Source organism: Actinoplanes flavus (assembly GCF_017592555.1).
Taxonomy (GTDB): Bacteria; Actinomycetota; Actinomycetes; order Mycobacteriales; family Micromonosporaceae; genus Actinoplanes; species Actinoplanes flavus.
The window spans coordinates 89,721-114,733 of sequence record NZ_JAGFNS010000012.1 but is presented as its reverse complement, the minus strand read 5'-3'; the positions used below and the strand labels follow the sequence as shown (position 1 = coordinate 114,733).

Here is a 25,013-nt window from a genome sequence, read left to right as displayed (position 1 = left end):
GTCAGCGGGCCGGCAGAGCCGCCCTGACCTGACCGGCGCCGGCGGCCAGGGCGTTGAAGGCGGACCGGCTGATGTCGTCGTCCTCGCGCAGGTCGACGAGCTTCTCGGCGAACTCGTCCATCCTGCGGGCGGCGTCCTTCGCCTTGCCCCGTTTCAGCCGGTCGGCGGCGGACTTGAGCCGGCGGTCCAGCGCCTCGGCGCCGTCGTCGTCGATCTCGCCCTGATCCTCCAGCGTGTCGACCACGGTCCGCAGGGCGGCGATCAGCTCGGCCGGCCGAGCCGGGCGCACGGTGACCGCCGGAGCCGTCGTCGTGGCCTCCTCGGAGGGGGCCTCCTCGGAAGGGGCCTGCTCAGTGGGGGACGGCTCCTCGGTGGGCGCCGCCGAGGTCACCACCACCGCGGGCGGCGCGGCCACCGGCGCCGGGCTCTCGTCGTCGCCGGAGAACAGCCAGACCACGAACGCCAGCAGGACGACCGCGGAGCCCGCGGCGGCGAGCAGGGCCATCCGGCGATGGTCGGCGGCCCGGTAGACGCCGCGCTGCTGCTCCACCACCGGCATCGGGGCCGTCGGCTGGTAGAGGTCATGAGGATCCGGCACGGCGGCCATCATGCCAGGCCCGGGGTCAGAGGCGGACCGGAAGCTCGGTCAGCCCGCGCAGCAGGGTGCCGGGCCGCCAGGTCAGCTCGCCCGGCTCGACGGCCAGCCGCAGGGCGGGGAAACGGTCGAGCAGAGCGGTGAACGCGATCTGCGCCTCCAGCCGGGCCAGCGGCGCGCCCAGGCAGTAGTGGATGCCGTGCCCGAAGGCCAGGTGCGGGTTCTGCGGACGGTCCAGCCGCAGTTCGCCGGCGCCGGGGAAGCGGTCGTCGTCCCGGTTGGCGGACAGCAGGACCACCACGACCGGGTCGCCGGCGGCCACCTTCTCCCCGCCGATCTCCAGGTCCTCGGTGGCGACCCGGAAGGTGGACGTCTCGACGGGTCCCTCGTACCGCAGGAACTCCTCGATGGCCGACGGCAGCAACGCGCGGTCGGCGCGCAGCCGCTCCCATCGCTCGCGGTCGCGCAGCAGCAGGTAGGCGCCGTTGCCGATCAGGTTGACGGTGGTCTCGTGGCCGGCCAGCAGCAGCAGGAAGACCATCGAGGTGAGCTCCTCCTCGGTCAGCCCGTCCCCGGAGTCGCGGACCTGGATCAGCCCGGCCAGCAGGTCGTCGCCGCCGTGCTCGCGGCGCTCGGCGAGCAGGCTACGGATGTAGCCGATCATCGCCTCGATGGCCGGGCCCAGCCGGTCGCCGGACATCGTGCCCGCGACGATGACGTTGGACCAGGCCCGGAACGAGCCCTGGTCGGCGGCCGGCACCCCGAGCAGCTCGCAGATCACCTGGATGGGCAGCGGGAAGGCGAAGGCGTCGATCAGGTCGGTCCGGTCCCGGCCGTCGAGGGCGTCCAGCAGCTCGGTGGCGATCACCTCGATCCGCGGGCGCAGCGCCTCGATCCGGCGGACCGTGAAGGCGGCCGAGACCAGGCGGCGCAGCCGGGTGTGGTCGGGCGGGTCGACGGCCAGCATGTGCCGGGACAGGGGGCCGCCGGCCGCGGACTGCCCGGCCGCGGCCGGCGAGGAGCCGAGGGCGGCCACCGACTTGGACAGCCGGGGGTCGGTCAGCGCACGGCGGGCGTCCTCGTACCGGGTGACGAGCCAGGCGTCCGTGCCGCTGGGCAGGCGGACGCGGCGCACCGGGCCGGTGCGGCGCATCTCGGCGTACGTCGGATGGGGGTCGTTCTGAAACACCGGGTCGGTGAAATCGATCATTTCGCCCCTCCAGGCCGCCGGGAACCGAATTCCGACAATACGTGTCGATGAGGTTCCCGGCAGCCCCGGTCAGGCGGCGGGGCGGCGCGGCACCCGGGGCGCGCGGGGCGGGCGGATCGGCAGGTGCGGGCGGCGGGCGGTGGGGCGCCGCAACCGGCGCGGTCGCGGCTCCGGGGACGCCACCACGATGACGACGTACGCCCGGTGCGGTTCGGTGGTACTGGCCACTGGTACGGATCACCTCCAGGGGAAGGTGTCCACTATCCGCCGGTACGACGATCGGCTCCCGGCTGTTCAGACTTTCTTAAAGATCATCTGAGAAAGAGGTAAGCAACCACCGCAAGACGGGTGGGCACCGGCCGATTACCCTCCTTGGGACCACTCGTAGATGGAGTAGCCGCGCCACCATGTCCTTCCGCACCCTGGGCGTTCTCGCCGCCGTCACGTCGCTGCTGGCCATGGCCGGATGCGGCTCTCCCGCCGCACCCGCCGGAGACCCCGCCGAAGCCCATCCGGCGGCCTCCGGGCCGTCCGCGGCCGGGCCGGGCAACTCCACGGAGAGTGTCCCGACCCGGCCGAACATCGTCTTCGTGCTGGTCGACGACCTGTCGATGAACCTCGTGCAGTACATGCCGAACGTGCAGCGGATGCAGCGGGACGGCACCACCTTCACCAACTACACGGTCACCGACTCGCTCTGCTGCCCGTCGCGCGCCTCGATCCTCAAGGGACAGTTCCCGCACAACACCGGCATCGTGAAGAACCACGGGTCGGACGGCGGCTTCCGGCTCTTCCACAGCCGCGGCGAGGAGACGTCGACGGTCGCGACCGACCTCCAGGCGGCCGGTTACCGCACCGCGTTCCTCGGCAAGTACCTCAACGAGTACTTTCCCAAGAAGACCATGGGCACCGGCAAGCCCTACGTGCCGCCGGGCTGGGACCAGTGGTTCGGCGGCGGCAACGCCTACGACAACTTCAACTACGACCTCAACGAGAACGGCCAGGTCAAGAGGTACGGCAACAAGCCGCAGGACTACCTCACCGACGTGATCGCGGGCAAGGCGGCGAACTTCATCACCACCACCGCGGCGACCGGGCAGCCGTTCATGGTCGAGGTCTCCACCTACACCCCGCACAGCCCGTACACTCCGGCGCCGCGGGACGAGCAGTCCTTCCCCGGGCTGAAGGCGCCGCGCACCGCGGCCTACGACAAGGTGCCCGCCGGCTCGGCGTGGCTGCCCCCGAAGCTCAAGCTCACCAAGGACCAGGTGCAGCGGCTGGACGAGGAGTTCCGCAAGCGGGTGCAGTCGGTGCAGTCGGTGGACCGCATGGTCGGCATGCTGCGCGACACCCTGGCCAAGTCCGGGGTGGCCGACGACACCGTGGTCGTCTTCAGCTCGGACAACGGCTACCACATGGGCGAGTACGCGCTGCCCTCCGGCAAGCAGACCGCCTTCGACACCGACGTCAACGTCCCGCTGATCGTCGCCGGGCACGGGGTGGGCGCCGGGCGCAGCGTCAGCTCGGTGGTGGCGAACATCGACCTGCGGCCCACCTTCACCGACCTGGCCGGAGCGCCGCCGTCACCGGAGTGCGACGGCCGCAGCTTCAAGGCGCTGCTCAGCGGCGACGCGCCGGCCGGCTGGCGGCACGCGACGCTGATCGAGCACCACGATCCGGCCACCGACCCGAAGGACCCGGACTTCCAATACGACAGCAAGAACATCCCGCCGTCGTACGACGCGCTGCGCACCGAGCGGTTCACCTTCATCGAGTACGTGGACGGGACCCGGGAGTACTTCGACCGCAAGACCGACCCGTACATGCTGACCAACCTGGTCGGCACGCTGGCGCCGGAACGGCTCGCCGAGCTGACCACCGCGCTGCACGGGCTGGCCACCTGCGTCGGCGCGGACGCCTGCGGGAAGGCCTCCCGGGCGGTCAGCTGAACCCGTCCGGCCAGATCACCGGCCGCCCGGTCGGGCCCTGGTCCGGCACGATCGGGTAGACGCTGGAGTGCGCCTGCCAGGACGGCTGCGGTCGGGGCCGGGAGTCGGCGAGGGTCCGGGCGAGCGCTTGCAGCATGTCCTGGAGGGCCATGTGCAGGCGGTCGTCGGTGACGATGCCGGCGCCGTCGATCGACGCCATCTCCAGCGGGATCCGGACGCACGCGCTCCGCAGCAGCCGGGCGCCCGCGTGGTCGAGCACCGACTCCAGGGCGGCCCGGGCGCCGTCGTCCAGGCCGGGCCGCACCACGGACAGCCAGGCGACCGGTTTGCCGCCCAGGTCGCCGCCGTCGACCAGCCAGTCGAGCAGGTTCTTCAGGCTGCCGGGCAGCGAGCCGGCGTACTCCGGGGTGCTGAACAGCACGGCGTCGGCGGCGTCGACCAGGGAGCGCAGCTCGGCGACCGGGCCCATCGGCAGCTCGCCGGGGACGAAGGCGGGCAGGTGGCGCAGGTCCTCGTACCGCGTGGTGGCGATCTCCGGTGGCGCGAACCGGGCCGCGGTCCGCAGGGCGGCGGTGTGCAGGGAACCCTCCCGGGTGCTTCCCGAGATCAGCAGGACACGGGTCATGCCGCGACGATACGGCGCGCGGGGCCCCGCTCCGGACGCCCGAAGGGATGATCCGGCCCCGGCGGTAGGTCTTCGCTCGGGTTCACAGCGAGTCACAAAAGCACCGAGGGCCCCACCTGAATCAGGTGGGGCCCTCGGTCGGTCGTGCGCCGCGTAGGACTCGAACCTACAACCCGCGGATTAAGAGTCCGCTGCTCTGCCAGTTGAGCTAGCAGCGCCTTTCGACGGGAGGAAGACTAACACACCGCCCCGGCCCCGGTTGTCGGCCGTGGGGAACGGGTCAGGTCGCGGTGCAGGTCAGCGACGGCCAGGTCCAGTTGCCGCCGTGCTGAACGGTGAAGCCGAAGGTGTTGCCGTTGCCGTTGGGCCGGGCGGTCATCACGTAGCCGGTGGCGTCCCAGCTGATCGTGGCGTTCCAGCTCGCGATGACCTTCTGCGGGGCACGCAGAGTGACGGTGACCGTCCAGTTGTTCGTCCCGGTGACCGCCACCTGGCCGTTGAAGCGGTCGCTCCACTTCTGACCCTCGGAGTAGGTGGCCGTGCAGGAGCCACCGGTCGGCGGCGGCGTCGTGGGGTTGGTTCCGCCGCCCGGCGCCACGGCCCGGCCGGTGGTGGCCGAGATCATGCCGGCGCACAGGCCCCGGTTGCGCAGGTCGGCGGCGATCTGCGGGATGGCGGCGACGGTGGTGGCGTACTGGTCGTGCATCAGGATGATCTGGCCGTTGGTGAGCGTGCCGGCCCGCTGCACGATCTGGGCCGTGCTGGCGCCGTTCCAGTCCTGGGAGTCGACGTCCCAAATGATCGTGCGCATGCCCAGGGCCGACGCGGCGGACTGGAGGGTGGCGTTCGTCTCCCCGTAGGGCGGCCGGAAGAGCACCGGGGTGCCCCCGCCGCCGGCCTGGATGGCGCTCTGCGTGCGGGACAGCTCCGAGCTCATCTGCGCCGAGGACAGGTTCAGCATGTGCGGGTGGGTGTAGCTGTGGTTGGCGACCCACATCCCGGCGTCCACCTGCGCCCGGACCAGGCCGGGGTTGGCCGCCGCGTTCTGGCCGGTGTTGAACATGGTGGCGCGCAGCCCGTTCTGCCGCAGCGCGTTGAGCAGGTTGGTGGTGTTGCCGGCGTTCGGCCCGTCGTCGTAGGTGAGACCGACGTAACCACTGCTACAGGCGGCGGGGGCCGCGGTGGCCGTCTGGGTGAGGGGAACCAGGACGGCGCCGGACGCGGCCAGCGCGCCGGCCACTCCGCAGAGCACGGCTCTGAGCTTGCGCATGGGGATCCACCTTCGTGTCGGGGAACGGGAAGGGATCGACGGCCGTCGCTGATTCATTGTTCGGAGCCGCCGGGACCGCGTCAACCGTTAAATGCCGGTAAATTTTCGAAACTTTCGGAGCTGGGGAGCAGTAGTTAGGCGGGGCAACACGCTTTGGCTGGCCGCAACTATCGAGGCGATCCCGGAAACACCGGTGAAGGGCACGAAAAAACCCCAGCCGGAGGGCTGGGGTTTCGTGTGCTTGGAGAGTGCGTCGCGTAGGACTCGAACCTACAACCCGCGGATTAAGAGTCCGCTGCTCTGCCAGTTGAGCTAGCGACGCTCGCCGTACAACGGGGAAAACGTTAGCACGACCTCGGAAGATCCTTGAAACCGGCCGCCGGTCACCCGAAGGGGGAGGCACGGCTTGCGTCCATGCGTCAGGATGTCAGCGCTGAGAACTCCAGAACGGGGCCCGACGATGGTTCACCTCCGCCGCTCCCTGGCGGCGATCATGGCGCTTGGCCTGATCGCACCCCTCGCTGCCTGCGGCGACGACGACACCAAACCCGCTTTCGCCGACCCGGCCGCGACCGCGAGCACCACCCCCGGCGCCTCGAACGCGCCGGTGACCGAGAGCACGTCCGCGGCCGGCCCGGTCGCGCTGAGCATCACACCCACCGCCGACAAGAAGAACGTGCCGGTGAGCGCGGAGATCGGGCTCAAGGTGAGCGGCGGCACGGTCACCTCCGTCACCCTGACCGACGCCAAGGGCAAGGCCGTCGCGGGCGAGCTCCGCGAGGACGGCTCGGCCTGGGTGCCGGCCAAACCCCTCAAGACCAAGCAGACGTACGCCGCCAAGGTCGTCGCCACCGGAAGTGACGGACAGACCACGACGGCGAGCACCTCCTTCACCACGATGGGCGCCCCGGCCCGGGAGACGGGCACCGGGCTCTACCTCTTCGACGGCAACACGTACGGGGTGGCGATGCCGGTGGTCGTCGAGTTCAACCCGGGCATCAAGAAGGCGGATCGCGCCGCCGTACAGAAGCGGATGTTCGTCGAGACCTCGCCGTCGCAGCCGGGCACCTGGTCGTGGACGTCGAGTGGCACCCAGGCCTACTACCGGGCGCCCGACTACTGGCAGACCGGCACCGAGATGACCGTCCGGATCGCGGTCGGCGGGCTGCCCACCGGCGGCGGCCGTTACGGCGACCAGGACCGCTCGGCCAAGGTCAAGATCGGCCGCAAGTTCGAGATGAAGGTCGACAACGCCTCGAAGAAGATGACCGTGCTCCAGGAGGGCAAGGTCGTCAAGACCATCCCGGTGAGCCTCGGCAAGAAGAGCACGCCGTCGTCCAGCGGCCACATGGTGGTCATGGAGAAAAAGGCGGCGACCGTCTTCGACACCACCGACACCGACGGCAGCGCCGGCTACCGCACCGACATCGAGTACGCGCAGCGACTCACCTGGAGCGGCCAGTACATCCACTCGGCACCGTGGTCCACCGGCGCACAGGGACGCACGAACGTGTCACACGGCTGTGTCAACGTGTCCCCCTCGAACGCCCGGTGGCTGTTCGGCAAGACCCTGATCGGCGACCCGGTCACCGTGAAGGGCACCGGTGACGAGCTGGATTACGGCAACGGCTGGACGCCGTGGGACGTGAGCTGGGAGAAGTTCAAGGAGGGCAGCGCTCTCTGATCACCCGGCGTGGTTCTTTCAACCCGGTGGGGTACATCGATGGCGTTGCACCGGTCACGGCACGAAACCGGTATTGGTGCGACGCCGTTTCGCGGGGCACTATTGGGCGCCGGGGAGAACGAACGCCGTGAGGAGACCATGGAGATGGATGGAATTCGGTCGGCGGAGCGGGCCGGTCCGGCCGCCCGAAGTGGCCGGAGCCGGTGGCGCCTGACCCTGGCCGCGATGCTCACGGGCACCCTGCTGCTGACCGCCGCGTGCAGCGGCGGCAAGGACGAGCCCTCCTGGGAGGGTGGCGGTGACAAGGCCGCCGGAGCGTCGTCGGCGCCCTCCGCCGCGCCCACGCTGAGCACCGTCGCGGTGACCTCCCCCGCGGCGGACGCGAAGAGCGTCGAGCTCTGGTCCGAGGTGAAGTTCGACAGCGAGGACGCGGACAACACCGAGGTCAAGGTCACCGATGCCAAGGGCAAGGAGGTCGAGGGCACCCTCGACAAGGACCGGAATCTCTGGCGTCCCTCCGAGTCGCTGGCCTGGGGCACGAAGTACACAGTGACCGTCACCACCCCGGCGGCCGAGGGCAAGAACAACACCGCCACCAGCTCGTTCACGACGATGAAGCAGCCGTCCAACCTGGTGCGGGTGACCAGCTTCCTGGGCGACGGGCAGACCGTCGGCGTCGGCATGCCGCTGATCATGAAGTTCGGGCGGGCCATCCCGGAGAAGTACCGGGGCGAGGTCGAGCGCCGGATGGTGGTCACCGCCACGCCCGCGCAGGAGGGCACCTGGCGCTGGATCAGCCCCACCGAGGTGCACTTCCGGCCGCAGAGCTACTGGAAGGCCGGCTCCAAGGTCTTCTACGACGTGAAGCTCAAGGGCGTGCAGCTCGGCGACGGGTGGTACGGCCGGTCCGACCTCACCGTGGACCTGAAGATCGGCCGCGAGATGATCCTCACCGTCTCCAACAAGACCAAGAAGATGACCGTCAAGCAGGACGGCAAGGTCATCAAGACGATCCCGGTGAGCCTGGGCAAGCCGAGCACCCCCTCCTCCAGCGGCACCATGGTGATCATGGAGAAGGCGGCGCACACCGTCTTCGACACCACCGACGAGGACCCGGTGAACGGCTACAAGACCCCGATCGACTGGGCTCAGCGGATCACCTACAGCGGCCAGTTCATCCACGCCGCCCCGTGGTCCGAGGGCGTGCAGGGCAAGCGCAACGTCTCGCACGGCTGCGTCAACGTCTCCGAGGCGCTCGGCGAGTGGCTGTTCCAGCGCACCATGATGGGTGATGTGATCACCGTCTCCGGCACCGAGGACAAGCTGAAGAACGGCAACGGCTGGACCGACTGGAACATGAGCTACGCGGAGTACAAGAAGGGCAGCTACCTCTAGGCCCGCGACGACGGCGTGGGCCCCGGTGCGGATCGCACCGGGGCCCACGTTCGTCTCGGCTCAGGCGGCCGGGAACGCGCCGGTCACCGCGGCCTTCCTCGGGCCGGCGATGGCGACCGCGCCGTAGTTGTCGCCGCTGGGATCCCGGTCGACGTCGGCGTGCGTGTACTGCGCCGCGAAGACGTAGCTGCCCGGCGCCAGGGGGGCGCCCGGCTCGAGGGTGAAGCGGTAGTACAGCACGTCCTTCTCCGCGGTCACGGCCATGGAGATCCTCGCCGCCGGGATCGACGTCCACTTCCCGGCCTCCTGAACGCCCCCGGCCCGGGCCACGCCGATCACCACGTCCAATGCGGTCACCGGTTCGGTGGTGGTCAGGGTGACGTTGCCCTGCGCCCAGGTGCCGGCCGAGTGTTCGTCGAGGACGGCTCGGGAACTCAGGAAGCCGTCGGCCGGCTTCCACACCGGAACCACCGGCGTCGTGCCCGGGGTGGTGGCGGCGCCCCGGTCCGGACGGCGGCCGGTCTCCACGGGCTTCGCCTTCGAGGTACGGCCGTGCTGCGGCGACGGGACGCCGGACTCCGACGGCGCCGGTGAGCCGGTGGCGGCCGGCGCGGGATCCGGGCCCGGCTCGTCACCGGTCGGCCGGATCCCGGTGAAACCCACCACGATGGTGGCGGCCACCGACGCCGCGGCGGCCACCGGGCGCAACGAGAACGCCCACCGGCCGCGGGCCGGCTCGGCACGGCGCCGCGCGATCCGGGTGAGCATCGCGACCCGGTCCGGCGTGTGCCGCTCGGCCTCCCGGCGCAGCGCCGCACCCAACTCGGGCCGGTACGGCTCAGCCATGGTGGCGTCCCGTCACCAGCGGCATCTCGCGCAGGAACTCGCTCAACTGGGCGGCGCCCCGCGACGTGTGGCTCTTCACGGCGCCGACCGAGATGCCCAGGATGGTGGCGACCTCACGTTCCGGCACGTCGAACGCGTACCGGAGGATGACGCACTCGCGACGCCGCTGCGGAAGGCGCTGCAGCGCCGCTCGCACGTCGAGGACCGCGGGGGTGTCGCTCTCCGCCCGGTCGCGGCGCAGCAGGCCGAGCCGCAGCAGCCCGGACCGCTCCCGGCTCTGCTTCTTGATCCACTGGCGGGCCAGATTGGTCACGATGCCGCGCGCGTACGCCACCGGGCTGTCCGCCCCCTGTACGCGCTCCCAGTGCCGCCACACCTCCACGAACGCGTCGGCCGCCAGGTCGTCGGCGGCCTGCGAGTCGCCGGTCACCAGGTAGGCGAGCCGGGACATGTCGGCGTGATGCTCGTCGAAGAACCGCCGGAAGGCGTATTCGGTACCAAGATCGGACAAGTGTCTGGTCCTGTCCGTCACGGGATACGGGGCATGAGGGGGAACTCCTGGGGCGACGAATGATCCACACCCCTGTGGTCCGCCGGGCCGAAAAGGTTGCCCCATCCCACGAGAAATCTTCCGGTGTTCCGAAGAGCGGGAAACGAAGAAGGCCCCGTCTCGCGACGGGCCTTTCACCTGCGCTCGCCGAAGCTCTCGGCCGGCGCCTCTTAGAACCGTGGCCGGCAGACGCCGGGGTCGGCCAGCGTGCCAAAGTAGCCGAAGATCACCGCGTGCATGGCCCAGACACGGACGCGCCGGAGACCCCCGTGGTTCGAGGGCCTCCGGCGAGGTGGTTCCGTGCGGTGGATCTAGTTCCGCGAAGGATCAGGTTGCCGTTGTCCGCGGCGCCGCACTGCGAGCCGCTTGTTTCACTGGCGCGTTTTACGGCGCCGCATTCCCCGCGGCTTTATCCCGCTGGCGTTTCGTTCAAACCCAAACCACGCAGGATGTTGTCGCGGTTCGCGTTCGCGCGCAGCGCGGTCAAAGAATTCAACCGGCCCAGCAAAGTCGTGGAAGATGCGGGGCATTTCAAGTCTTGAATCGCCGACAAGGTCTTCTCAAAACGTTGGATGCGGCTCTCCAGATCCGTTCCACTCGGAAGGCTCACATTCTTGAGCGCCACCTGCGCGTTCACCTGGGCTTGAGTGGGCGGGCAGCGACCGGGAACATTCACCCCGGTAGGACCCACCCGGTCGGCCGTCGCGTTCGGATCGCCCGGGCTGAAACCCAGCGCCGGCACCAAAGCGTCAATGTTGCCGGAGTTGGCTCCGGCGTTCCCCGTCGCTCCACCCGCGGCCCCGTCACCGGATCCTGCGGCGGCTCTATCCGCCGGCGTTTCGTTCAAACCCAAACCACGCAGGATGTTGTCGCGGTTCGCGTTCGCGCGCAGCGCGGTCAAGGAATTCAACCGGCCCAGCAAAGTCGTGGAAGATGCGGGGCATTTCAAGTCTTGAATCGCCGACAAGGTCTTCTCAAAACGCTGGATACGGCTCTCGAGATCCGTTCCACTCGGAAGGCTCGCATTCTTGAGCGCCACCTGCGCGTTCACCTGGGCTTGAGTGGGCGGGCAGCGACCGGGAACATTCACCCCGGTAGGGCCCACGCGGTCGGCCGTCGCGTTCGGATCGCCCGGGCTGAAACCCAGCGCCGGCACCAGAGCGTTGATGTCACCGGAGCTGGCTCCGGCGTTGCCCCCGGGTTGGACAGCGGCCTGGCCCATCCCCGTGCCGACCGCGAGCGCCGAGCCGAGCAGCGCTGCGGCGGCACCTCCAATCACCAGCTTGCGCGTCCGGCTGCTGACTCCGCGTCGATACATGCACGGCTCCTCTCCGTTTCGGTACTGCTTGTGCCGAGATGTACGAGCGATGATGTGGCAGCAGTTCATGACGTTGAGCAAGCGATCCTTAAAGCTTCTTTAAAGAGATCTCCGGGGCGTGCGGCCACGTCATGGATCGGATGCCGGCCGAGGTTCGCGAGGCGCTCCAAGCCCGCTGGATCGCCTCTGCGGGCGCGGGCCGCCCTGTCGCCCACCTCGGCGTCCTCGGGCAGCTCACCGAGCGCAACGCCCACCGCGGCCGGCGGGCTCTGCTTCCCAACCGCTCCCGGATTTGGACAGGTAAACGGCAGAGCGCCTGACCGCTTTCGCGATCAGGCGCTCTGACCTGGACTTTCTATGGGGTGATCGACGGGATTCGAACCCGCGACACCCGGGACCACAACCCGGTGCTCTACCGACTGAGCTACGACCACCATGGCCGCCGTGTTTACCGGCGGCGCTGGACAATCATAGCCACACGCCCGGGGAGGCCGTCGAGCGGGTTACCTACAGCTCGGCGGCGACCGCCCTGGCCGCCTCCACGTCCGGGCCGGGCTGCGGGACGAAGATGGTCCGGCGGTAGTACTCCAGCTCGCGGATGCTCTCCCGGATGTCGGCGAGCGCCCGGTGGGACAGGCCCTTGGCCGGCTGACCGAAATACACCCGGGGGTACCACCGGCGGCACAGCTCCTTGATCGAGGAGACGTCGATCATCCGGTAGTGCAGGTGGGCGTCGAGCGCCGGCATGTCGCGGGCCAGGAAGCCGCGGTCGGTGGCGATCGAGTTGCCGCAGAGCGGGGCGGTCCGGGGGTTCGGCACGTACTCCTTGATGTATGCCAGCACCGCCTCCTCCGCCTCGGCCATGGTGATGGCCGAACGGCGGACCTCGTCGGTGAGCCCCGACTTGGCGTGCATGTCGCGCACCACGGGAGGCATCGCGTCGAGCGCCGCCTCGTCGGCGTGGATGACCAGGTCGACGCCCTCGCCCAACACGTTCAGCTCCGGATCGGTGACCAGCGCCGCCACCTCGATGAGCTTGTCCTTGCCCAGGTCGAGACCGGTCATCTCACAGTCGATCCACACCAGAAGATCCGCCACGTCGACAGCCTACGCCGGGCGTCGAGCCGCCGTTCGGCCCCGGACCCCCATGTACGGGTTGTTTGTCCGGTTTGCTGCCTGGACTTCCCACTTGGCCGGTTGCCGGGTAAAGTGAACTTAACGGACGAAGCCCCCCTTCGGTTACTCCGTTCCCCCCGGTAAAGGGCCCTCCGTGTCGGCAGCACGGAGGGCCCTTTCATGCCCAGCACACCTCGTGCGCCTCATCCGGCGCGGCGAACGCGAGAAGGCGCGCCGCCCCCGCCTCCACCGCCGCCCGGTCCCCCGGCGTGAGCGGGCGGAACGGCTCGACGGTCAGCGTCCCACCCCGGCGGGACCAGATCGCCGCCACGAAACCGTCGACCAGCACGGTCGGGCGGACGATCGACCACCCCGGCGTCACCAGCGGCCGGTCACCCGGATGGATGATGCGAGCCCGGTCGGCATGGCCCAGCACCGCGTTGTCGAACTCCGGCAGGAACACCACCGGGGCCGGCTCGTCCGGGTCGGCGATCGGAGCGTCCGGCAGGTCGTACAGGTCGGTCCCCGTCTCGTCCCGGAACACCCGCAGGCGGGGCCGCAACTCGGCGAGCACCCCGGCCAGCCGGGTCAGACCCGACCACACCCGCAGATCCTTGGCCGACGCCGGGCCGAACGCGGCCAGATAACGCCACACCAGCGTCTCCATGGCCGCGCCATCGGCCAGCGGACGGCCCAGATAGTCGTCCGCCAGCACACAGGTCACCCGGCCGCGATGCCCCCAGGTGCCGGACGGCGGCGGATGCAGCAGCGCCAGCCGCAGATGCGCCCCCAGCGTCAACCCGCTCAGGTCCACCTCCGGGAACCGGGCCGTCAGCCGCCGGGCGATCTCCGGCCGGGTCAGCGGGCCCGCCGCCAGGATCTCCCGCGCCGCCGCGGTGAACGCCACCGGATCATCGACCCGGCTCAGCCTCCCGGCCAGGCGGTCCAGCATCGGCTGCAACGTCGGGCGCAGCCAGCCGAAGTCGTCGCCGGTGCTCAGATGCTGGGTCCCGCGCAGCATGGCCCCGCGCACCACGGTCCGGTCGTGCAGCAGGGCGGTCAGGTCCTCCCGCTGGAAGGCCGACGACCGCGCCCACAACCCCAGGTAGGGCGAGTCCGGCTCCTGGCCCTGCACGGCCACGAGATGCCGGACGATGTCGGCGGCGGCCCGGGGCAGCCGCTCGGCCAGCATCTGGCGCCGCAGGTAGGTCCGGTTCAGCACGCGCGTGGGGAGAACTCGCATGCGTACGACGTTAGGTCCTCATGCGGTCAGGTTCTGTCCGCAATGACGGGCGGGCCACCCCGTCCGGGGCGGCCCGCCGACGTCGTCAGCTCTTCTCGTCGCCGTCCTTGGCGCGAGCCCGGCCGGCGGTGCTCCGCCGACGACGCTGGTCGGAACCTCCGGCCAGCAGCTCGGCGGCTTCCTCGCGGTAGCTCAACGGCCGGTTCCCGGCCGCCTTCGGCTTCGGATCTCCGGCGGTCGGGGTCTCGGCCGTCCGGCTCTTCGGGGGTACGGGCTGAGCCGTCCCGTCCGGCGCCTGCGCCCCCGTGCGGGCCTCCACCGACTCGGCCGCCCGAACCCAGGAAGCCGGTGTCCGCCGTGCGGCCGGAGCCGGGCGGGGCGTGGCCGGCTTGGTCCCGGTGGTCCGGTTGCGGGCCCTCGCCAGCGGGTTGTCCTCACCGGACTCGGTGGCCCGGGCCCGGTCGCTCCTCGCCCTCGGGGTCTTCGTGCCCTCGGCCGTTTCCCTGGTGGCGCCGGATCCGGCCTTCGCGGTGCCGCTCGCTTTCGCTGTGCTCTTCACCGGTCCCGAGGAGGCGTCAGCCGCCTTCTCGGCAGCCGGCTCGGTCACGCTTTCAGCGGCCGCACTTTCCGAGGCCGCGCTTCCCGAGGCCGCGCTTTCGAAGGTGGGGCTTTCAGAGGCCACGCTTCCCGAGGCGGGACCTTCGCTTCCCGAGGCCGCATTTTCGGAAGCGGGACTTTCGGAGGCGGGGCTTTCGGAGGCGGGCCGCAACGGGGTCGCGAGGCCCTGGGTCGGCACGGGCGCCGGCTTCTTGCCGAGCGTCAGCCCACCGGCCTCCACCGCGTGCATCGATGCCCGCTTGGACCGGCCCGGCCGGGTGGGCGGCTGCTCCGGCTCGGGACGGCCGGCCTCGCCGTCGTTCGTCACCGTCTCCGGGGCCGTGGCCTGCTCGAGAGCCGGGATTCCGGCCTCGACGGCATGGATCGAGGCGCGCTGTTCGCCGCCGGCCGGGGCCGGTTCCCCGCGGTCATCGCCGGGCGAGCTGTCCGGCGCCGGACGGGTCGGGAACGGGATGATCGGGCGCTTCCCGGATTCCTCCTCGTCCGTGGTGGTCGGCTCCGGCTCGGTGACGGGCGGGACGCTGTCGTGCGTGCCGGGCTTCACGGTGAGGTCGGCGGGCGGGACGCTGTCGTGTGTGCCGGGCTTCACGGTGAGGTCGGCGGCCGGCTCGTCCGATGCCACGGCGCCGGTCTGCGCGGGACGGTCGGCCGCCTCGCCGGTGACGGGTGCGGTCTCCGGCCCGGGTTCCGGGGCGCGGCGCGGCTCCAGGCGGGTCAGGCCGGTCGCGGTCCAGTCGGTGGCGGCCGGTCCGGTGCGGAGGGCGACCCGGGCGGTGGTGGCTCGCGGTTCGCCCGTGACAGCGGGGCCCGGGGCTGGTTCGTCCGCGGTTGCCGGGGCGCCGTCCGGGCGTACCGGATCCGGGTTTGCCGCCGTCTCCGGACGCTGGGTGGGGGTCTTCGGCGGCGTGGTGGGGCGATCCGCGCCGTCAGCGTGCTCGTCGGCGGCGTCCGGTGTCCGGCCGGCCGGCTCCTCGGTGACGTCCGGGGTGTCGGTGGTGGACGCCGGTTCGCCGCGGCGGGGGGCGATCGGGATCGTCGCCCCCGGCATGTTGGTCTTGCCCGGGGCGGCCGGAGTGAACTTTCCGGCGTTGCGGGCCACTTCGGCCATCCGGGCGGCGGCGCGCGCCTCGGTCTTGCGGGCTCGTTCCGGGGCGGTGGCGGCCACCCAGGCACCGACCGCGGTGGCCTGGAACTCGGGTCCGTCCGGGCCGGACGGTGAGCGGCGGCGGTCGCCGCGGCGGGCCGGAACCGTGCCGGGCTGTGATCCGGCCGGGGCTGGTGTGTCGCCGAGCAGGCTCAGCGGCTGGCCGGGCGCCGGGGTCCGGTCGCCCGGCACCGGGGCGGGAGAGTCCGGGTCGTCGGTGAGGAGCGAGCCGGAGGCGGGTTCGGGCTCGTCGGCGGGCGCGGTGAAGGTCGGCGGGAACGGGCCGGCCGGCCGGTTCGGGGGCCAGGCGAACTGGGGCAGCGCGGGCGGACGGCTGGAGCGGAGGTCGGCGAGCGTACGCGGACGGTGTGCCCCACCGCGCGGCCCGGAGTGGTAGGCGAGCCCGCCGGGCAGGGGCAGCGGCGCGCCGATGGCGTGCATGAGCTCCGGGACCTGGCTGGGTTCGACGACGTAGACGACCTCGCGGCGGCGGCCCGGCCAGGTCAGGACGATCACACCGGCCATCACGAGCAGGGTGCCGAGGGTGAGCAGGGCCCAGGTGGCGGCGTCGAGCCGGCCGGGGCGGATCTCGGCGACCGAGGCGAGCCGGGCGACGGGTGCGCCGCCGGGGTTCATGAGGACCAGGCTCTGCGGATGGCCACCCAGGTCAGCGGGGGTGAAGGCGAGCTGCCCGAATCCGCGCGCGGTCCAGAACGGCTGCCGGGCGGGTTCGCCGTCGGGTTCCCGGCGGCCGGCGGAGCGGACGGTGGTGACCGGGAGGACGCCGGTGCCGAGGCCGACGGCGTCGACCCGGTGGTACGGGACTCCGGCGAGGTACCGGGCGACCGCGCCGGACGGGGCGATCCCGAGGAAGGCCGGGCCGTCGGCGGTGACCGCGGAGAGCCGTACCTCGGTGCCGCTCATCCGGGCGAACGGGGCGTCGTCGCGCAGCAGCCGGTCGATGTCGGGGACGACGACCGCGTACCCCGGCACGGTGAGCCGTTGGAGTTCGCCGGTGAAGGCGCCTCCCGGATCTCGGTGCTGCATGACGGCCCAGAGTCCGCCGCCGGCCAGCAGCGCGGGCAGTCCGATGGTCAGTAACAGCATGCCGAGGATCGTGCGGAACACCCGCATCTGTCTCTCCCCCTTCCTGGGCCGTACTGCGAGGACCATACAGATACAAATAACCCCAAAGTGGTCGAACAGGATGCTAATCCCCGATAGATACGCAACGAGGCCCGGCCCATCGGGCCGGGCCTCGCGAACGAGCCGGAGTCAGGAGATCTTGGCGGTCATGGTCAGGGTGGTCTGATCGATCTCCGTGGTACGGGCGGTGAAGGTGAACTTCCAGTCCCCCGGGAACGGCAGGTTGACGTCCCCGATGGCGTGGAAGTCGGTGATCCGCAGCAGCGGGACCTCGATGCCCTCCAGGTTCTTGGCCGGCAGCGACGCGGTCGCCTTCCACTCGACGACCGGAAGGGGCTTGCTGTCCGGCGTGTACGCGTACAGATGGATCGAGTTGTTGCCGGCCTGGGCCGGGAAGATGGACACCTGGAGCGACATCTTCTCGGACGTCAGCGTCTGGTCCACCGTGGTGCTGACCGGGCCCGACTCGACGGCCTGGGCGGTCCGCGGCGGCGGCTCCTGCACCAGCAGCGACGTGACGCCGAGCACCACCGCGGTGATCGCCAGTTCGGCCAGCACGATGCGGCGCAGCGGGCCGGGCGTCTCGGCGGCGGCCCGCGACTTGACCATCCGGCGGGAGAAGGCGGCGACCGCCAGCACCGCCGCGGCGAGCCCGACCTTGGCCAGGATCATCCGGCCGTACGTGCTGTTGATCAGCCCGTCCAGGGTCGACACCTCGATGAGCGCCTGCACCACCCCGGCGAAGATCAGCGCGCCGACGGCGGCGGCGGCCCAACGGGACCAGATCGGCAGGATGGCGCCCAGTTCGCGGGCGTCGGCCCGGGGCAGCAGGAAGGCGAAGAGCATCACCAGGCCGCCCAGCCAGACCGCCATGGCGCCCAGGTGCAGCGCGTCGATCACCACCGACACCCCGGGCACCGGCGAGGCGGTCGGGTGCCCGGTCAGCGGCCAGGTGGCCAGCGCCGTCACCCCGAGGACGCCGAGCAGGGCCAGGTCGAGCCGGGACTCGCCGCCGGCCGGGCCGGTCAGCAGCGGCCGCAGCAGGAACGCGGCGGCCACGACCACGCCCAGCCGGACCAGCATGACCGCACCGAACGTACTGCCCAGCACGTCACGCAGGTCGTCGACGGTCACCTCGAACAGGCCGGTGCCCAGCGTGTACGGCGCCTGGAGCCACAGTCCGAGCAGGGTGCTGCCGGCGACCAGCCCGATGCCGGTCCAGACCAGCCGGCCCGGTCCGCGCCGGTCCAGCCGGTGCGGCCACAGCAGGGCGAGCACGAGGACCGGGCCCACCAGGAGGACCAGTCCGGCGTACCCCAGATATTTGCCGATCGGAATGAGCGCGCCGACCACCGGATCGACCTCGACGTCGGCCTCCTGGGTCCCCGACGGCGGGGTCGAGGCCGCGCCCACCGAATAGGTGACCGTGCCGGCGACCGGGTGGCTGTCCGCCGAGGTGACCCGGTAGCTGACCAGGTACGTGCCGCGGCCGCCGCCGGAGCGCAGCGGGATCGTCACCTGGGAGCCGCTGACCGTCGGCTCACCCTGGTCGGCGCGGGAGCCGTCCGGCGCCAGCACCTGGATCCTGTCGTCGATGAGCTGCACCGACTCGCTGAACGTGAGCACCACCCGGTTCGGCGCGTCCGGGACCACCGAGCCGTTCGCTGGATCGCTGCCGACCAGAGCGGCGTGCGCACTCGCCGGCGTCGCGGCCAGCAGCGGCCCGAACAATCCGATGAGTAGCCCGGCCAGCACGGCGAGTACCCGGCGTCGGTCAATGGTCTTGACTGGCATGAGTGCATGGTTCCAGATCCGCATCGGAAACGTCGGAGCGCGTACCATGACGCCTCGTGACGGTTGGTGACGCCGAGACGGATGAGACGACCGCGCTGGCCCTGGCCGCCCGCGACGGCGACCGGGCGGCGCAGGCCGCGTTCGTGCGCGCCACCCAGACCGAGGTCTGGCGTTTCACCGCCGCCCTGGTCGACTCGGGTGTGGCCGACGACCTGACCCAGGAGACGTTCCTGCGGGCCTTCCGCGCGCTGGACACCTTCGCCGGCCGGTCCAGCGTCCGCACCTGGCTGCTCGGCATCGCCCGGCGCACCTGTGCCGACCATCTGCGGTCGGTGGTCCGCCGCCGCCGCCTCGACGCCCGGCTCGCCGCGCAGGCGGTCACCGATCTGCCGGCGCCCGACCCGGCGCACCGGCTCACCAGCGCCGACCTGCTCAGCCGCCTCAGCGAGGAACGCCGGACCGCCTTCCTGCTCACCCAGGTGCTCGGCCTGTCGTACGCGGAGGCGGCCGAGGTCGAGTCGGTCCCGGTCGGCACCATCCGCTCCCGGGTGGCCCGCGCGCGCGACGAGTTGATCACCGCGGTGGCGCGGGCCCGGGCCAGCTAGCCGGCTTCCTGTGAACATGCTGCGGATCGTGATCTCGGGGAACCGAAGCCTCACGAAGTCCGACTAACCGGATGTGACCATGGAAACCACACGGCAGATCCGGATGGCCGCGGCCTGGCCGTGGATCTCCACGGCGGCCCGGCTGGGCCTGGCCGCCGTCTGGCTCGTCGCCGGCTCGCTCAAGATCGGCGACCTCGCCGCCTCGGCCCGCGCGGTCCACGCCTACCAGCTCATGTCGTACGACACCGCCAAGATCGCCGGCGCGGTGCAACCGTTCCTGGAGATCGCCCTCGGACTGCTCCTGCTGATCGGCCTCGCCACCCGGTTCACCGCGGCGATCTCCGCGGCGCTGATCACGATCTTCATCGCCGGCATCGTCTGGGCCTGGGCGCAGGGCCTGCGCATCGACTGCGGCTGCTTCAGCACCGGCGGCGACCTGGCCGCCGGCGAAAGCACCGGGTACGGCGTCGACATCCTGCGTGACCTGGCGTTCCTGGCACTCTCCGGGATCCTGGTGTGGCGTCCCCGCACCCGGTTCTCACTCGACGGCGTCTTCATGGGGGAACGATGAGCAAGGGCAGCAGGGACCGGGCGGTCAAGGCGCGGCAGATCGTCGCCGAACAGAAGGCCGCCGAGCGGCGCCGCACCGTGACGCTGTGGACCTCGGTCGCCGTGGTCGTGGTCCTCTTCGTGGCCGGCCTGATCGGCTACACCGTCCTGTCCGGGCAGGACGAGGGCAAGGTCACCACCCCCGGCACGGCCGTCGACGAGGGCACCGCCTTCGCCACCGGCTCCGGGCCGGTGACCGTCGACGTCTACGAGGACTTCATGTGCCCGTCCTGCGGCAACTTCGAGGCGGCCACCGGGCCCACACTGAAGCGACTGGCCACCGACGGCAAGATCACCCTCCGGTTCCACCCGGTCGCCATCCTGGACCGCTTCTCCAACGGCACCGAGTACTCGACCCGCTCCGCCGCCGCGTCCGCCGCCGCCGCGGAGGAGGGCAAGTTCACCGAGTTCCACGACGCGCTCTACGCCAACCAGCCGGCGGAGAACACCGACGGCCTCAGCGACGCCAGGATGATCGAGCTGGCCGCCACGGTCGGCCTCACCAGCGACACTTTCAAGAACGCGGTGAACGAGGGAACGTACAAGGCGTGGGCCACCCGGGCCACCGAGACGTTCCTCGGGCGCGACCACACCGGCACCCCGACGATCGTCGTCGACGGCAAGACCCTCACCGGGGAGAACAACACCGTGCCCAGCGCCGAACTGATCACCGAGACCGTCGAGAAGGCCGCCGGATGAGACGGTTCGCCGGTCTCGTCCTGGCCGTGGCCGTCGCGGTCCTCGCGCCGGCCACTCCGGCGTCCGCCCACACCGGCGACACCAGCGAGGTCAGCTCCTACCGGGTCACCGTCACCGGGCTCAGCAATCCGATGGACGGCCTCCGGGTCCGGGCCGTCGAGGGCGGCGCCCGCCTCGAACTCAGCAACGACACCGGGCGGGCCATCGAGATCCTCGGCTACTCCGGCGAGCCCTACCTGGAGGTCCGGCCGGACGGGACCTATCAGAACACCGGCTCGCCGGCCACGTACCTCAACGAGACCCGCGCCGGCGGCACCGCCCTCCCACCCGCCGCCGACCCCACCGCGGCGCCCACCTGGCGCAAGATCTCCAGCGACACCACGGTCCGCTGGCACGACCAGCGCACCCAGTGGACCGAGCCGGCCCTGCCCGCCGGGATACCGGCCGATCAGCCGCACCGGCTCCGCGAGTGGGTGGTCCCGCTGCGCGACCAGGTGCGGACCTTCGACATCCAGGGCACCCTCGACTACGAGCCACCCCCGGCCGCCTGGGCCTGGTGGGCCGGCGCGGCCCTCATCGGCCTCGCCGTCACCCTCATCGCCCGGCGGTGGTCCGGCTCGGTGCGGGCCCTCGCCCTCGTCGCGGGGCTTCCCACCCTGGGGTACGCGATAGCGCGCACTCTGGACGGCGGGGGCTGGTCCGGCGTACCGATCGTCGCGGGCCTGCTGGCCTGCGCGGCCGCCTACCGTCACCCGCCGTTCTACCTGGCGCTCTCCGGTTTCATCCTGGCCGCCTTCGCCGGTTTCGGCAGCGCCGACGTCTTCTTCGCCGCGGTCGTCCCCGCCGCCGGACCGGGCTGGACGGCCCGGGCCGCCGTGGCGATCGCCATCGGCGCGGGCACCGGGCTGGCGCTCACCGGTGTGCTCCGGCTCCGCGCCGCGGTCCCCGCGCCCACGACCGTCTGATCAGACTCCGGCGATGTCGTCCACGTTCACGTTCACGGCCAGAACGTTGAGGCCGTAGCCCCGCAGCGCCGCGGTCACCGCCTCCTGGACGGCCGTGGTCACCTCGGCCACCACCCGGCCGGCCTCCAGGACCAGCACCACGGTCACCGTCACGTCGCTGCCGCTGACCTTCGCCGAGACACCCCGGCTCGCGTCGCCGACCTGGTCCAGGCCCACCCGGTCCAGCACGTTGTTGAAGAACCGGGCCACGTCACCACCCAGGTCCGCGACACCCGGCACGGCCTTGACGGCCGCGACCGTGATCTTCTCGACGACCTCGCTGGATACGGTGGTGGTGCCCGCCTGCGTGGTGCCGTCCGTAGCCTCGCTCATCTGCCCTGATCTCCACTCTCGACGTCGATGCCGGGAGCGTACCCTTCCGGGTGACGCGAGGCTGATACTCGATGCGCAGAACACGCTGCCGACCGCCGTTGTTTCCGTTCTCCCGATATGCGCACGGCACCGGAAAACCGCGACCGGAATGGCTCCGGAAACGGATTCCCGGGGCCGTTCGAGTTGGCATGCCCGTCGATTGTCACGCACCGTTTAACATTGCTAACTTACGGTTATGTCCCACTACGGCGACGAACTCACCCTCCGGCTCTCCGGCATCGCCGACACGAGCGCCCTCGACGACGACGCGGCCCTCACCCGGTTCATGCGCGACCTGGTCGATCGCATCGGCATGACAGTCATCGCCGGCCCCCTGGTCGCCACCGAGACCGGCACACCCGAGAAAGCCGGCAAATCCGCGGTCGTGATCCTCGCCGAATCGCACGCCGCCATCCACACCTACCCGTATCTGCGCGAGATCCTCATCAACGTCTTCTCGTGCAAACCGTTCCACGAAAACGACGTGATCGACGAATTCCACCGACTCGTCGGCGACTTCCGGATCACCGAACACTCCCTCACCCGCCGCGGCGAGGAATGGCCCCGCGACCTCACCGCCGCACGCCGGCTCTGGAGTGACCAACGGGTGCCCGGCTGATCGCACTATCGTCGGAACCATGACTGAAAACGTGCGTCTCAGCGCCGGCGACGCCGCGCCCGACTTCACCCTCCCCACCGACACCGGCGACAGCCTCTCCCTCAAGGACCTGCGCGGGCGCAAGGTCGTGCTGTACGCCTACCCGGCCGCGATGACGCCCGGCTGCACCAAGCAGGCGTGCGACTTCCGCGACTCCCTGGCCTCGCTCCAGGCCGCCGGGTACGAGGTCGTCGGCATCTCCCCCGACAAGCCGGCCAAGCTCGCCAAGTTCCGCGAGCACGACGCCATCACGTTCCCGCTCGTCGCCGACGAGGACAAGAGCACCCTCACCGCCTACGGGGCGTACGGCGAGAAGCAGCTCTACGGCAAGACCGTCACCGGCGTCATCCGATCCACCTTCGTCATCGACGAGAACGGTGTCATCGAGCACGCCCTCTACAACGTCAAGGCCACCGGCCACGTCGCCAAGCTCCGCCGCGACCTGGGCCTCGACTGACCCCAGCCACCGAAAGGCCGGGCGAAAACCTACAGGTCCGGGCCACCTCCGCCGAAGAGGAGTGCAATCGCCGGCACGGCGCGGCGGTCCGGGTCTCACGGCGGTCGTCATGCGGTACCAACCCGCAAGGCGGCCGCCGTGCGTGCTTCCCGGCCCACCCGTCAGGGGTGTACGCTAGACAACATGGCATACGTCAAGTACACCCGGGAGATGCTGACCGAGGCGGTCGCCGCCTCCACCTCGATGTCCGGAGTGCTTCGCCACCTGGATCTACGCGTGAGCGGCGGATCCCATGCACACTTGCGCCGCCGGATCACGCAGCTCGGGATCGACACGTCGCACTTCGTCGGCCGCGTGCACGTGCCGGGGACGCGCAATCCGCGCCGCCGCGGCCCCGACCAGATCCTGATCGAGCGCCCGCTTGACGCCAAGCGGCAGGCGCCCACCGTGCTTCGCCGGGCACTGGAGGATCTGGACCGTCCCTATCGCTGCACCGAGTGCGGCATCGACGGCTCCTGGAACGGGCGGCCCCTCACCCTCCAGGTCGATCACATCGACGGGCGGTTCTGGAACTGCCGGGCGGAGAACCTCCGGTTCCTCTGCCCGAACTGCCACAGCCAGACAGCCAACTACGCGGGGCGCAACCGGCCCCGGCGCCGGGTGCCGGTGGTCCGGGTGGACGACCTGGGGAGCCCGGTGGAGCAGCCCGTGCGATGCGCGACCACCGACGAGGAAAGGGCGGAAGTGCTCCAGAAGGTGCGGCGCAAGGAGATGACCGTCGCCGACGCCGCCCGGCAATTGGGGTGCGAGCGCCGTCAGGTGTACGCGCTGATGCGCCGTTGGGAGACCCGTGGAACGCTGGAGCCGCTTCGCGGCAAACCCACCACCCCCGACCAGCCGCGGGCCGCGATCGAGGATCGATCGGCGGTGAGCGAGACGCCACGGTCAGGCCCGACCGATTACACTCTTCACAACGCTTTGCCTTGAGGGGCAAATCGGGCGGGAGTGGCGAAATCGGCAGCCGCGCGGGTTTTAGGTGCCCGTGCCCGAAAGGGCGTGGGGGTTCGAGTCCCCCCTTCCGCACCGAAACGGAACGGCCCGGTCCAGTGGACCGGGCCGTTTTCCGTGGGGGACGCCGTCAGCAGGTGCTGGGTGCGGCGGCCAGGTCGAGCGGCCGGCTGGGGTCGGGCTCGGCTGCCGCCGACTCGAGGAGCGGGTTGACCGCGACGGAGGCCGACGGGGACGGGGTGGTGGCGGCGGGCTTCTTCGCGGTGGCGGGGGGCGTGGTGGCCTTCGCCGTGGGAGTGGGGGCGGTGGTCTTCGAGGTCACCGTGGTGGAGCCGCCGGTGAGGCGGACGCCGGTCTTCTGGACGGTGCCGGGGCTCATCCTGATGCCGGTGAGGGTGGCGGTGTTGCCGTACACATCGGTGATTTTGATCTTGTAGGGGCCGGGGCCCGCGCCCCCGTCGACGAGCCAGTAGTTGTAGTCGGTGCGGTGGGCGGTCTTGAAGCTGCCGCCGCCGCTCGCGACCTTGACCGTGGAGAGCAGGTTCGCGTGGTTGTCGATGCGGGCCGCGAACCAGTACCGCGACGCGCCCTCCTTGATGCGCACGCTGATCGGCGCCGGGGTGGACGGGTTGGTGACCAGCTTGTACTTGATCGGGATGATGCCGTCGATCTCGGCGCCGATCTTCTGGAACGCGGTGCGGCTCAGGTCGAGGTGCCCGGCCGGGCATTCGGGGCAGGAGTCGAAGACCTTGACGCGGACCTTGCCCTTGGGGCCGGTGACGTCGAGGTAGGCGCCGCAGGACGCGCCGTCGGCGTACTGGTCAGGACCGAGCGCGACGTAGAGGTCGTCGGCCGGGACTTCGAAGGAGCAGTTTCCGCTGGTGCCGGCGAGGTCGTAGAAGGTGGCCTTGCCGGTCTTGGTCGTGGTGCTCGGTGGCGCGGCGCACGCGGATCCGCCGTTGGTCAGCAGCATGGCGACGCCGAGGATGCCGGCGAGGACGGTGGCGCCACCGGCGGCGAGCCATCGGGCGGTGAACTTCGGTCGATGAGCACTCACGACCAGGCATCCTGGTCGCCCCGGAGGGGCGGGGGCAATTC

24 protein-coding genes and 4 tRNA genes are annotated in these 25,013 nt (G+C 70.9%); 11 read left to right on the top strand and 17 right to left on the bottom strand.

What is annotated here, in order from left to right:
• Position 1: 1 nt before the first annotated feature.
• The 3 genes from J5X75_RS19635 to J5X75_RS19625 all read right to left on the bottom strand — a co-directional run bounded on the left by J5X75_RS19635 (position 2) and on the right by J5X75_RS19625 (position 2,033).
• Positions 2-598 carry an FIMAH domain-containing protein gene (locus J5X75_RS19635; protein WP_208468854.1) on the bottom strand — a complete coding sequence of 199 codons (597 nt, stop codon included), beginning with the start codon at positions 596-598 and terminating at the stop codon, positions 2-4.
• A gap of 25 nt (positions 599-623) precedes the next feature.
• Positions 624-1,805, bottom strand: a complete 1,182-nt coding sequence (locus tag J5X75_RS19630; RefSeq protein WP_208468853.1) for a cytochrome P450 family protein — start codon at positions 1,803-1,805, stop codon at positions 624-626.
• A gap of 69 nt (positions 1,806-1,874) precedes the next feature.
• Positions 1,875-2,033, bottom strand: coding sequence for a hypothetical protein (locus J5X75_RS19625; protein WP_208468852.1), 159 nt, complete (start codon positions 2,031-2,033; stop codon positions 1,875-1,877).
• Between the two features lie 179 nt (positions 2,034-2,212).
• Between J5X75_RS19625 and J5X75_RS19620 the strand changes: the two genes are divergently transcribed.
• Positions 2,213-3,754, top strand: a complete 1,542-nt coding sequence (locus tag J5X75_RS19620; RefSeq protein ID WP_238488536.1) for a sulfatase family protein — start codon at positions 2,213-2,215, stop codon at positions 3,752-3,754.
• Here the strand turns inward: J5X75_RS19620 and J5X75_RS19615 are convergent.
• From J5X75_RS19615 to J5X75_RS19600, 4 genes are all read right to left on the bottom strand, one after another.
• The gene (locus J5X75_RS19615) at positions 3,747-4,379 is read right to left on the bottom strand and encodes an NADPH-dependent FMN reductase (RefSeq protein ID WP_208468851.1); all 633 of its coding nucleotides are present in this window, start codon (positions 4,377-4,379) and stop codon (positions 3,747-3,749) included. The genes J5X75_RS19620 and J5X75_RS19615 overlap by 8 nt on opposite strands.
• Before the next feature lie 145 nt (positions 4,380-4,524).
• A tRNA-Lys gene (locus J5X75_RS19610) sits at positions 4,525-4,597 on the bottom strand.
• A gap of 62 nt (positions 4,598-4,659) precedes the next feature.
• Positions 4,660-5,649, bottom strand: coding sequence for a polysaccharide deacetylase family protein (locus J5X75_RS19605; protein WP_208468850.1), 990 nt, complete (start codon positions 5,647-5,649; stop codon positions 4,660-4,662).
• A 249-nt stretch (positions 5,650-5,898) separates the two neighbouring features.
• Positions 5,899-5,971 (bottom strand) — tRNA-Lys (locus tag J5X75_RS19600).
• Between the two features lie 138 nt (positions 5,972-6,109).
• Here J5X75_RS19600 and J5X75_RS19595 point away from each other — a divergent pair.
• Together J5X75_RS19595 and J5X75_RS19590 are read left to right on the top strand one after the other, a co-directional pair.
• Positions 6,110-7,333 carry a L,D-transpeptidase gene (locus J5X75_RS19595; protein ID WP_208468849.1) on the top strand — a complete coding sequence of 408 codons (1,224 nt, stop codon included), beginning with the start codon at positions 6,110-6,112 and terminating at the stop codon, positions 7,331-7,333.
• A 144-nt stretch (positions 7,334-7,477) separates the two neighbouring features.
• The gene (locus tag J5X75_RS19590; RefSeq protein ID WP_208468848.1) at positions 7,478-8,728 is read left to right on the top strand and encodes a L,D-transpeptidase; all 1,251 of its coding nucleotides are present in this window, start codon (positions 7,478-7,480) and stop codon (positions 8,726-8,728) included.
• Positions 8,729-8,788: 60 nt separating this feature from the next.
• Here J5X75_RS19590 and J5X75_RS19585 read toward each other — a convergent pair whose 3' ends face one another.
• The 8 genes from J5X75_RS19585 to J5X75_RS19550 all read right to left on the bottom strand — a co-directional run bounded on the left by J5X75_RS19585 (position 8,789) and on the right by J5X75_RS19550 (position 18,503).
• Positions 8,789-9,574, bottom strand: a complete 786-nt coding sequence (locus J5X75_RS19585; protein WP_208468847.1) for a hypothetical protein — start codon at positions 9,572-9,574, stop codon at positions 8,789-8,791.
• A complete protein-coding gene (locus J5X75_RS19580) occupies positions 9,567-10,085 on the bottom strand; it encodes a SigE family RNA polymerase sigma factor (RefSeq protein ID WP_274383588.1) in 519 nt (172 codons plus the stop codon). Before J5X75_RS19580 ends, J5X75_RS19585 begins: the two co-directional genes overlap by 8 nt.
• A 448-nt stretch (positions 10,086-10,533) precedes the next feature.
• Positions 10,534-11,442, bottom strand: a complete 909-nt coding sequence (locus J5X75_RS19575; RefSeq protein ID WP_238488534.1) for a hypothetical protein — start codon at positions 11,440-11,442, stop codon at positions 10,534-10,536.
• 358 nt (positions 11,443-11,800) lie between these two features.
• Positions 11,801-11,876, bottom strand: a tRNA-His gene (locus J5X75_RS19570).
• 73 nt (positions 11,877-11,949) lie between these two features.
• Complete coding sequence (gene orn / locus J5X75_RS19565; protein WP_208468844.1) at positions 11,950-12,540, bottom strand: oligoribonuclease; 591 nt, start codon at positions 12,538-12,540, stop codon at positions 11,950-11,952.
• A gap of 196 nt (positions 12,541-12,736) precedes the next feature.
• On the bottom strand, positions 12,737-13,801 hold the full coding sequence (locus J5X75_RS19560; protein ID WP_208468843.1) for a winged helix DNA-binding domain-containing protein: 1,065 nt from the start codon (positions 13,799-13,801) through the stop codon (positions 12,737-12,739).
• Positions 13,802-13,886: 85 nt separating this feature from the next.
• Positions 13,887-16,697, bottom strand: coding sequence for a hypothetical protein (locus tag J5X75_RS19555; RefSeq protein ID WP_208468842.1), 2,811 nt, complete (start codon positions 16,695-16,697; stop codon positions 13,887-13,889).
• 141 nt (positions 16,698-16,838) lie between these two features.
• Positions 16,839-18,503, bottom strand: coding sequence for a copper resistance CopC/CopD family protein (locus tag J5X75_RS19550; RefSeq protein ID WP_208468841.1), 1,665 nt, complete (start codon positions 18,501-18,503; stop codon positions 16,839-16,841).
• A 56-nt stretch (positions 18,504-18,559) separates the two neighbouring features.
• On the opposite strand from J5X75_RS19550, the gene J5X75_RS19545 reads away from it, so the two are divergent.
• The 4 genes from J5X75_RS19545 (at position 18,560) to J5X75_RS19530 (ending at position 21,381) form a co-directional block, all read left to right on the top strand.
• On the top strand, positions 18,560-19,108 hold the full coding sequence (locus tag J5X75_RS19545; protein ID WP_208468840.1) for a sigma-70 family RNA polymerase sigma factor: 549 nt from the start codon (positions 18,560-18,562) through the stop codon (positions 19,106-19,108).
• A gap of 79 nt (positions 19,109-19,187) precedes the next feature.
• A complete protein-coding gene (locus J5X75_RS19540) occupies positions 19,188-19,679 on the top strand; it encodes a MauE/DoxX family redox-associated membrane protein (protein ID WP_208468839.1) in 492 nt (163 codons plus the stop codon).
• Positions 19,676-20,416, top strand: a complete 741-nt coding sequence (locus J5X75_RS19535) for a DsbA family protein (RefSeq protein ID WP_208468838.1) — start codon at positions 19,676-19,678, stop codon at positions 20,414-20,416. The genes J5X75_RS19540 and J5X75_RS19535 overlap by 4 nt, the downstream gene beginning before the upstream one ends.
• Positions 20,413-21,381: a hypothetical protein gene (locus J5X75_RS19530; protein ID WP_208468837.1), complete on the top strand. Its 969-nt coding sequence runs from the start codon at positions 20,413-20,415 to the stop codon at positions 21,379-21,381. Before J5X75_RS19535 ends, J5X75_RS19530 begins: the two co-directional genes overlap by 4 nt.
• On the opposite strand, the gene J5X75_RS19525 is transcribed toward J5X75_RS19530, so the two are convergent.
• Positions 21,382-21,753, bottom strand: coding sequence for an Asp23/Gls24 family envelope stress response protein (locus tag J5X75_RS19525; protein ID WP_208468836.1), 372 nt, complete (start codon positions 21,751-21,753; stop codon positions 21,382-21,384). It lies immediately after the preceding gene.
• A gap of 235 nt (positions 21,754-21,988) precedes the next feature.
• Between J5X75_RS19525 and J5X75_RS19520 the strand changes: the two genes are divergently transcribed.
• From J5X75_RS19520 to J5X75_RS19505, 4 genes are all read left to right on the top strand, one after another.
• Positions 21,989-22,411, top strand: a complete 423-nt coding sequence (locus J5X75_RS19520; RefSeq protein WP_208468835.1) for an S-adenosylmethionine decarboxylase — start codon at positions 21,989-21,991, stop codon at positions 22,409-22,411.
• A 19-nt stretch (positions 22,412-22,430) separates the two neighbouring features.
• A complete protein-coding gene (bcp, locus tag J5X75_RS19515; RefSeq protein WP_208468834.1) occupies positions 22,431-22,907 on the top strand; it encodes a thioredoxin-dependent thiol peroxidase in 477 nt (158 codons plus the stop codon).
• Between the two features lie 210 nt (positions 22,908-23,117).
• Positions 23,118-23,894, top strand: a complete 777-nt coding sequence (locus J5X75_RS19510) for an HNH endonuclease signature motif containing protein (RefSeq protein WP_208468833.1) — start codon at positions 23,118-23,120, stop codon at positions 23,892-23,894.
• A 12-nt stretch (positions 23,895-23,906) separates the two neighbouring features.
• A tRNA-Leu gene (locus tag J5X75_RS19505) sits at positions 23,907-23,990 on the top strand.
• Between the two features lie 55 nt (positions 23,991-24,045).
• Here J5X75_RS19505 and J5X75_RS19500 read toward each other — a convergent pair.
• Positions 24,046-24,972, bottom strand: a complete 927-nt coding sequence (locus tag J5X75_RS19500; RefSeq protein ID WP_307798162.1) for an expansin EXLX1 family cellulose-binding protein — start codon at positions 24,970-24,972, stop codon at positions 24,046-24,048.
• Positions 24,973-25,013: the final 41 nt, after the last annotated feature.

What these genes read in the sequence shown, in the direction of transcription:
- J5X75_RS19520 (WP_208468835.1), top strand. Translation starts at nt 21,989, where the DNA reads ATGTCCCACTACGGCGACGAACTCACCCTCCGGCTCTCCGGCATCGCC.
- J5X75_RS19615 (WP_208468851.1), bottom strand. Translation starts at nt 4,379, where the DNA reads ATGACCCGTGTCCTGCTGATCTCGGGAAGCACCCGGGAGGGTTCCCTG.
- bcp (WP_208468834.1), top strand. Translation starts at nt 22,431, where the DNA reads ATGACTGAAAACGTGCGTCTCAGCGCCGGCGACGCCGCGCCCGACTTC.
- J5X75_RS19555 (WP_208468842.1), bottom strand. Translation starts at nt 16,697, where the DNA reads ATGCGGGTGTTCCGCACGATCCTCGGCATGCTGTTACTGACCATCGGA.
- J5X75_RS19540 (WP_208468839.1), top strand. Translation starts at nt 19,188, where the DNA reads ATGGAAACCACACGGCAGATCCGGATGGCCGCGGCCTGGCCGTGGATC.
- J5X75_RS19585 (WP_208468847.1), bottom strand. Translation starts at nt 9,574, where the DNA reads ATGGCTGAGCCGTACCGGCCCGAGTTGGGTGCGGCGCTGCGCCGGGAG.
- J5X75_RS19510 (WP_208468833.1), top strand. Translation starts at nt 23,118, where the DNA reads ATGCTGACCGAGGCGGTCGCCGCCTCCACCTCGATGTCCGGAGTGCTT.
- J5X75_RS19575 (WP_238488534.1), bottom strand. Translation starts at nt 11,442, where the DNA reads ATGTATCGACGCGGAGTCAGCAGCCGGACGCGCAAGCTGGTGATTGGA.
- J5X75_RS19525 (WP_208468836.1), bottom strand. Translation starts at nt 21,753, where the DNA reads ATGAGCGAGGCTACGGACGGCACCACGCAGGCGGGCACCACCACCGTA.
- J5X75_RS19550 (WP_208468841.1), bottom strand. Translation starts at nt 18,503, where the DNA reads ATGCCAGTCAAGACCATTGACCGACGCCGGGTACTCGCCGTGCTGGCC.
- J5X75_RS19630 (WP_208468853.1), bottom strand. Translation starts at nt 1,805, where the DNA reads ATGATCGATTTCACCGACCCGGTGTTTCAGAACGACCCCCATCCGACG.
- J5X75_RS19620 (WP_238488536.1), top strand. Translation starts at nt 2,213, where the DNA reads ATGTCCTTCCGCACCCTGGGCGTTCTCGCCGCCGTCACGTCGCTGCTG.
- J5X75_RS19560 (WP_208468843.1), bottom strand. Translation starts at nt 13,801, where the DNA reads ATGCGAGTTCTCCCCACGCGCGTGCTGAACCGGACCTACCTGCGGCGC.
- J5X75_RS19590 (WP_208468848.1), top strand. Translation starts at nt 7,478, where the DNA reads ATGGATGGAATTCGGTCGGCGGAGCGGGCCGGTCCGGCCGCCCGAAGT.
- J5X75_RS19605 (WP_208468850.1), bottom strand. Translation starts at nt 5,649, where the DNA reads ATGCGCAAGCTCAGAGCCGTGCTCTGCGGAGTGGCCGGCGCGCTGGCC.
- J5X75_RS19530 (WP_208468837.1), top strand. Translation starts at nt 20,413, where the DNA reads ATGAGACGGTTCGCCGGTCTCGTCCTGGCCGTGGCCGTCGCGGTCCTC.
- J5X75_RS19535 (WP_208468838.1), top strand. Translation starts at nt 19,676, where the DNA reads ATGAGCAAGGGCAGCAGGGACCGGGCGGTCAAGGCGCGGCAGATCGTC.
- J5X75_RS19595 (WP_208468849.1), top strand. Translation starts at nt 6,110, where the DNA reads ATGGTTCACCTCCGCCGCTCCCTGGCGGCGATCATGGCGCTTGGCCTG.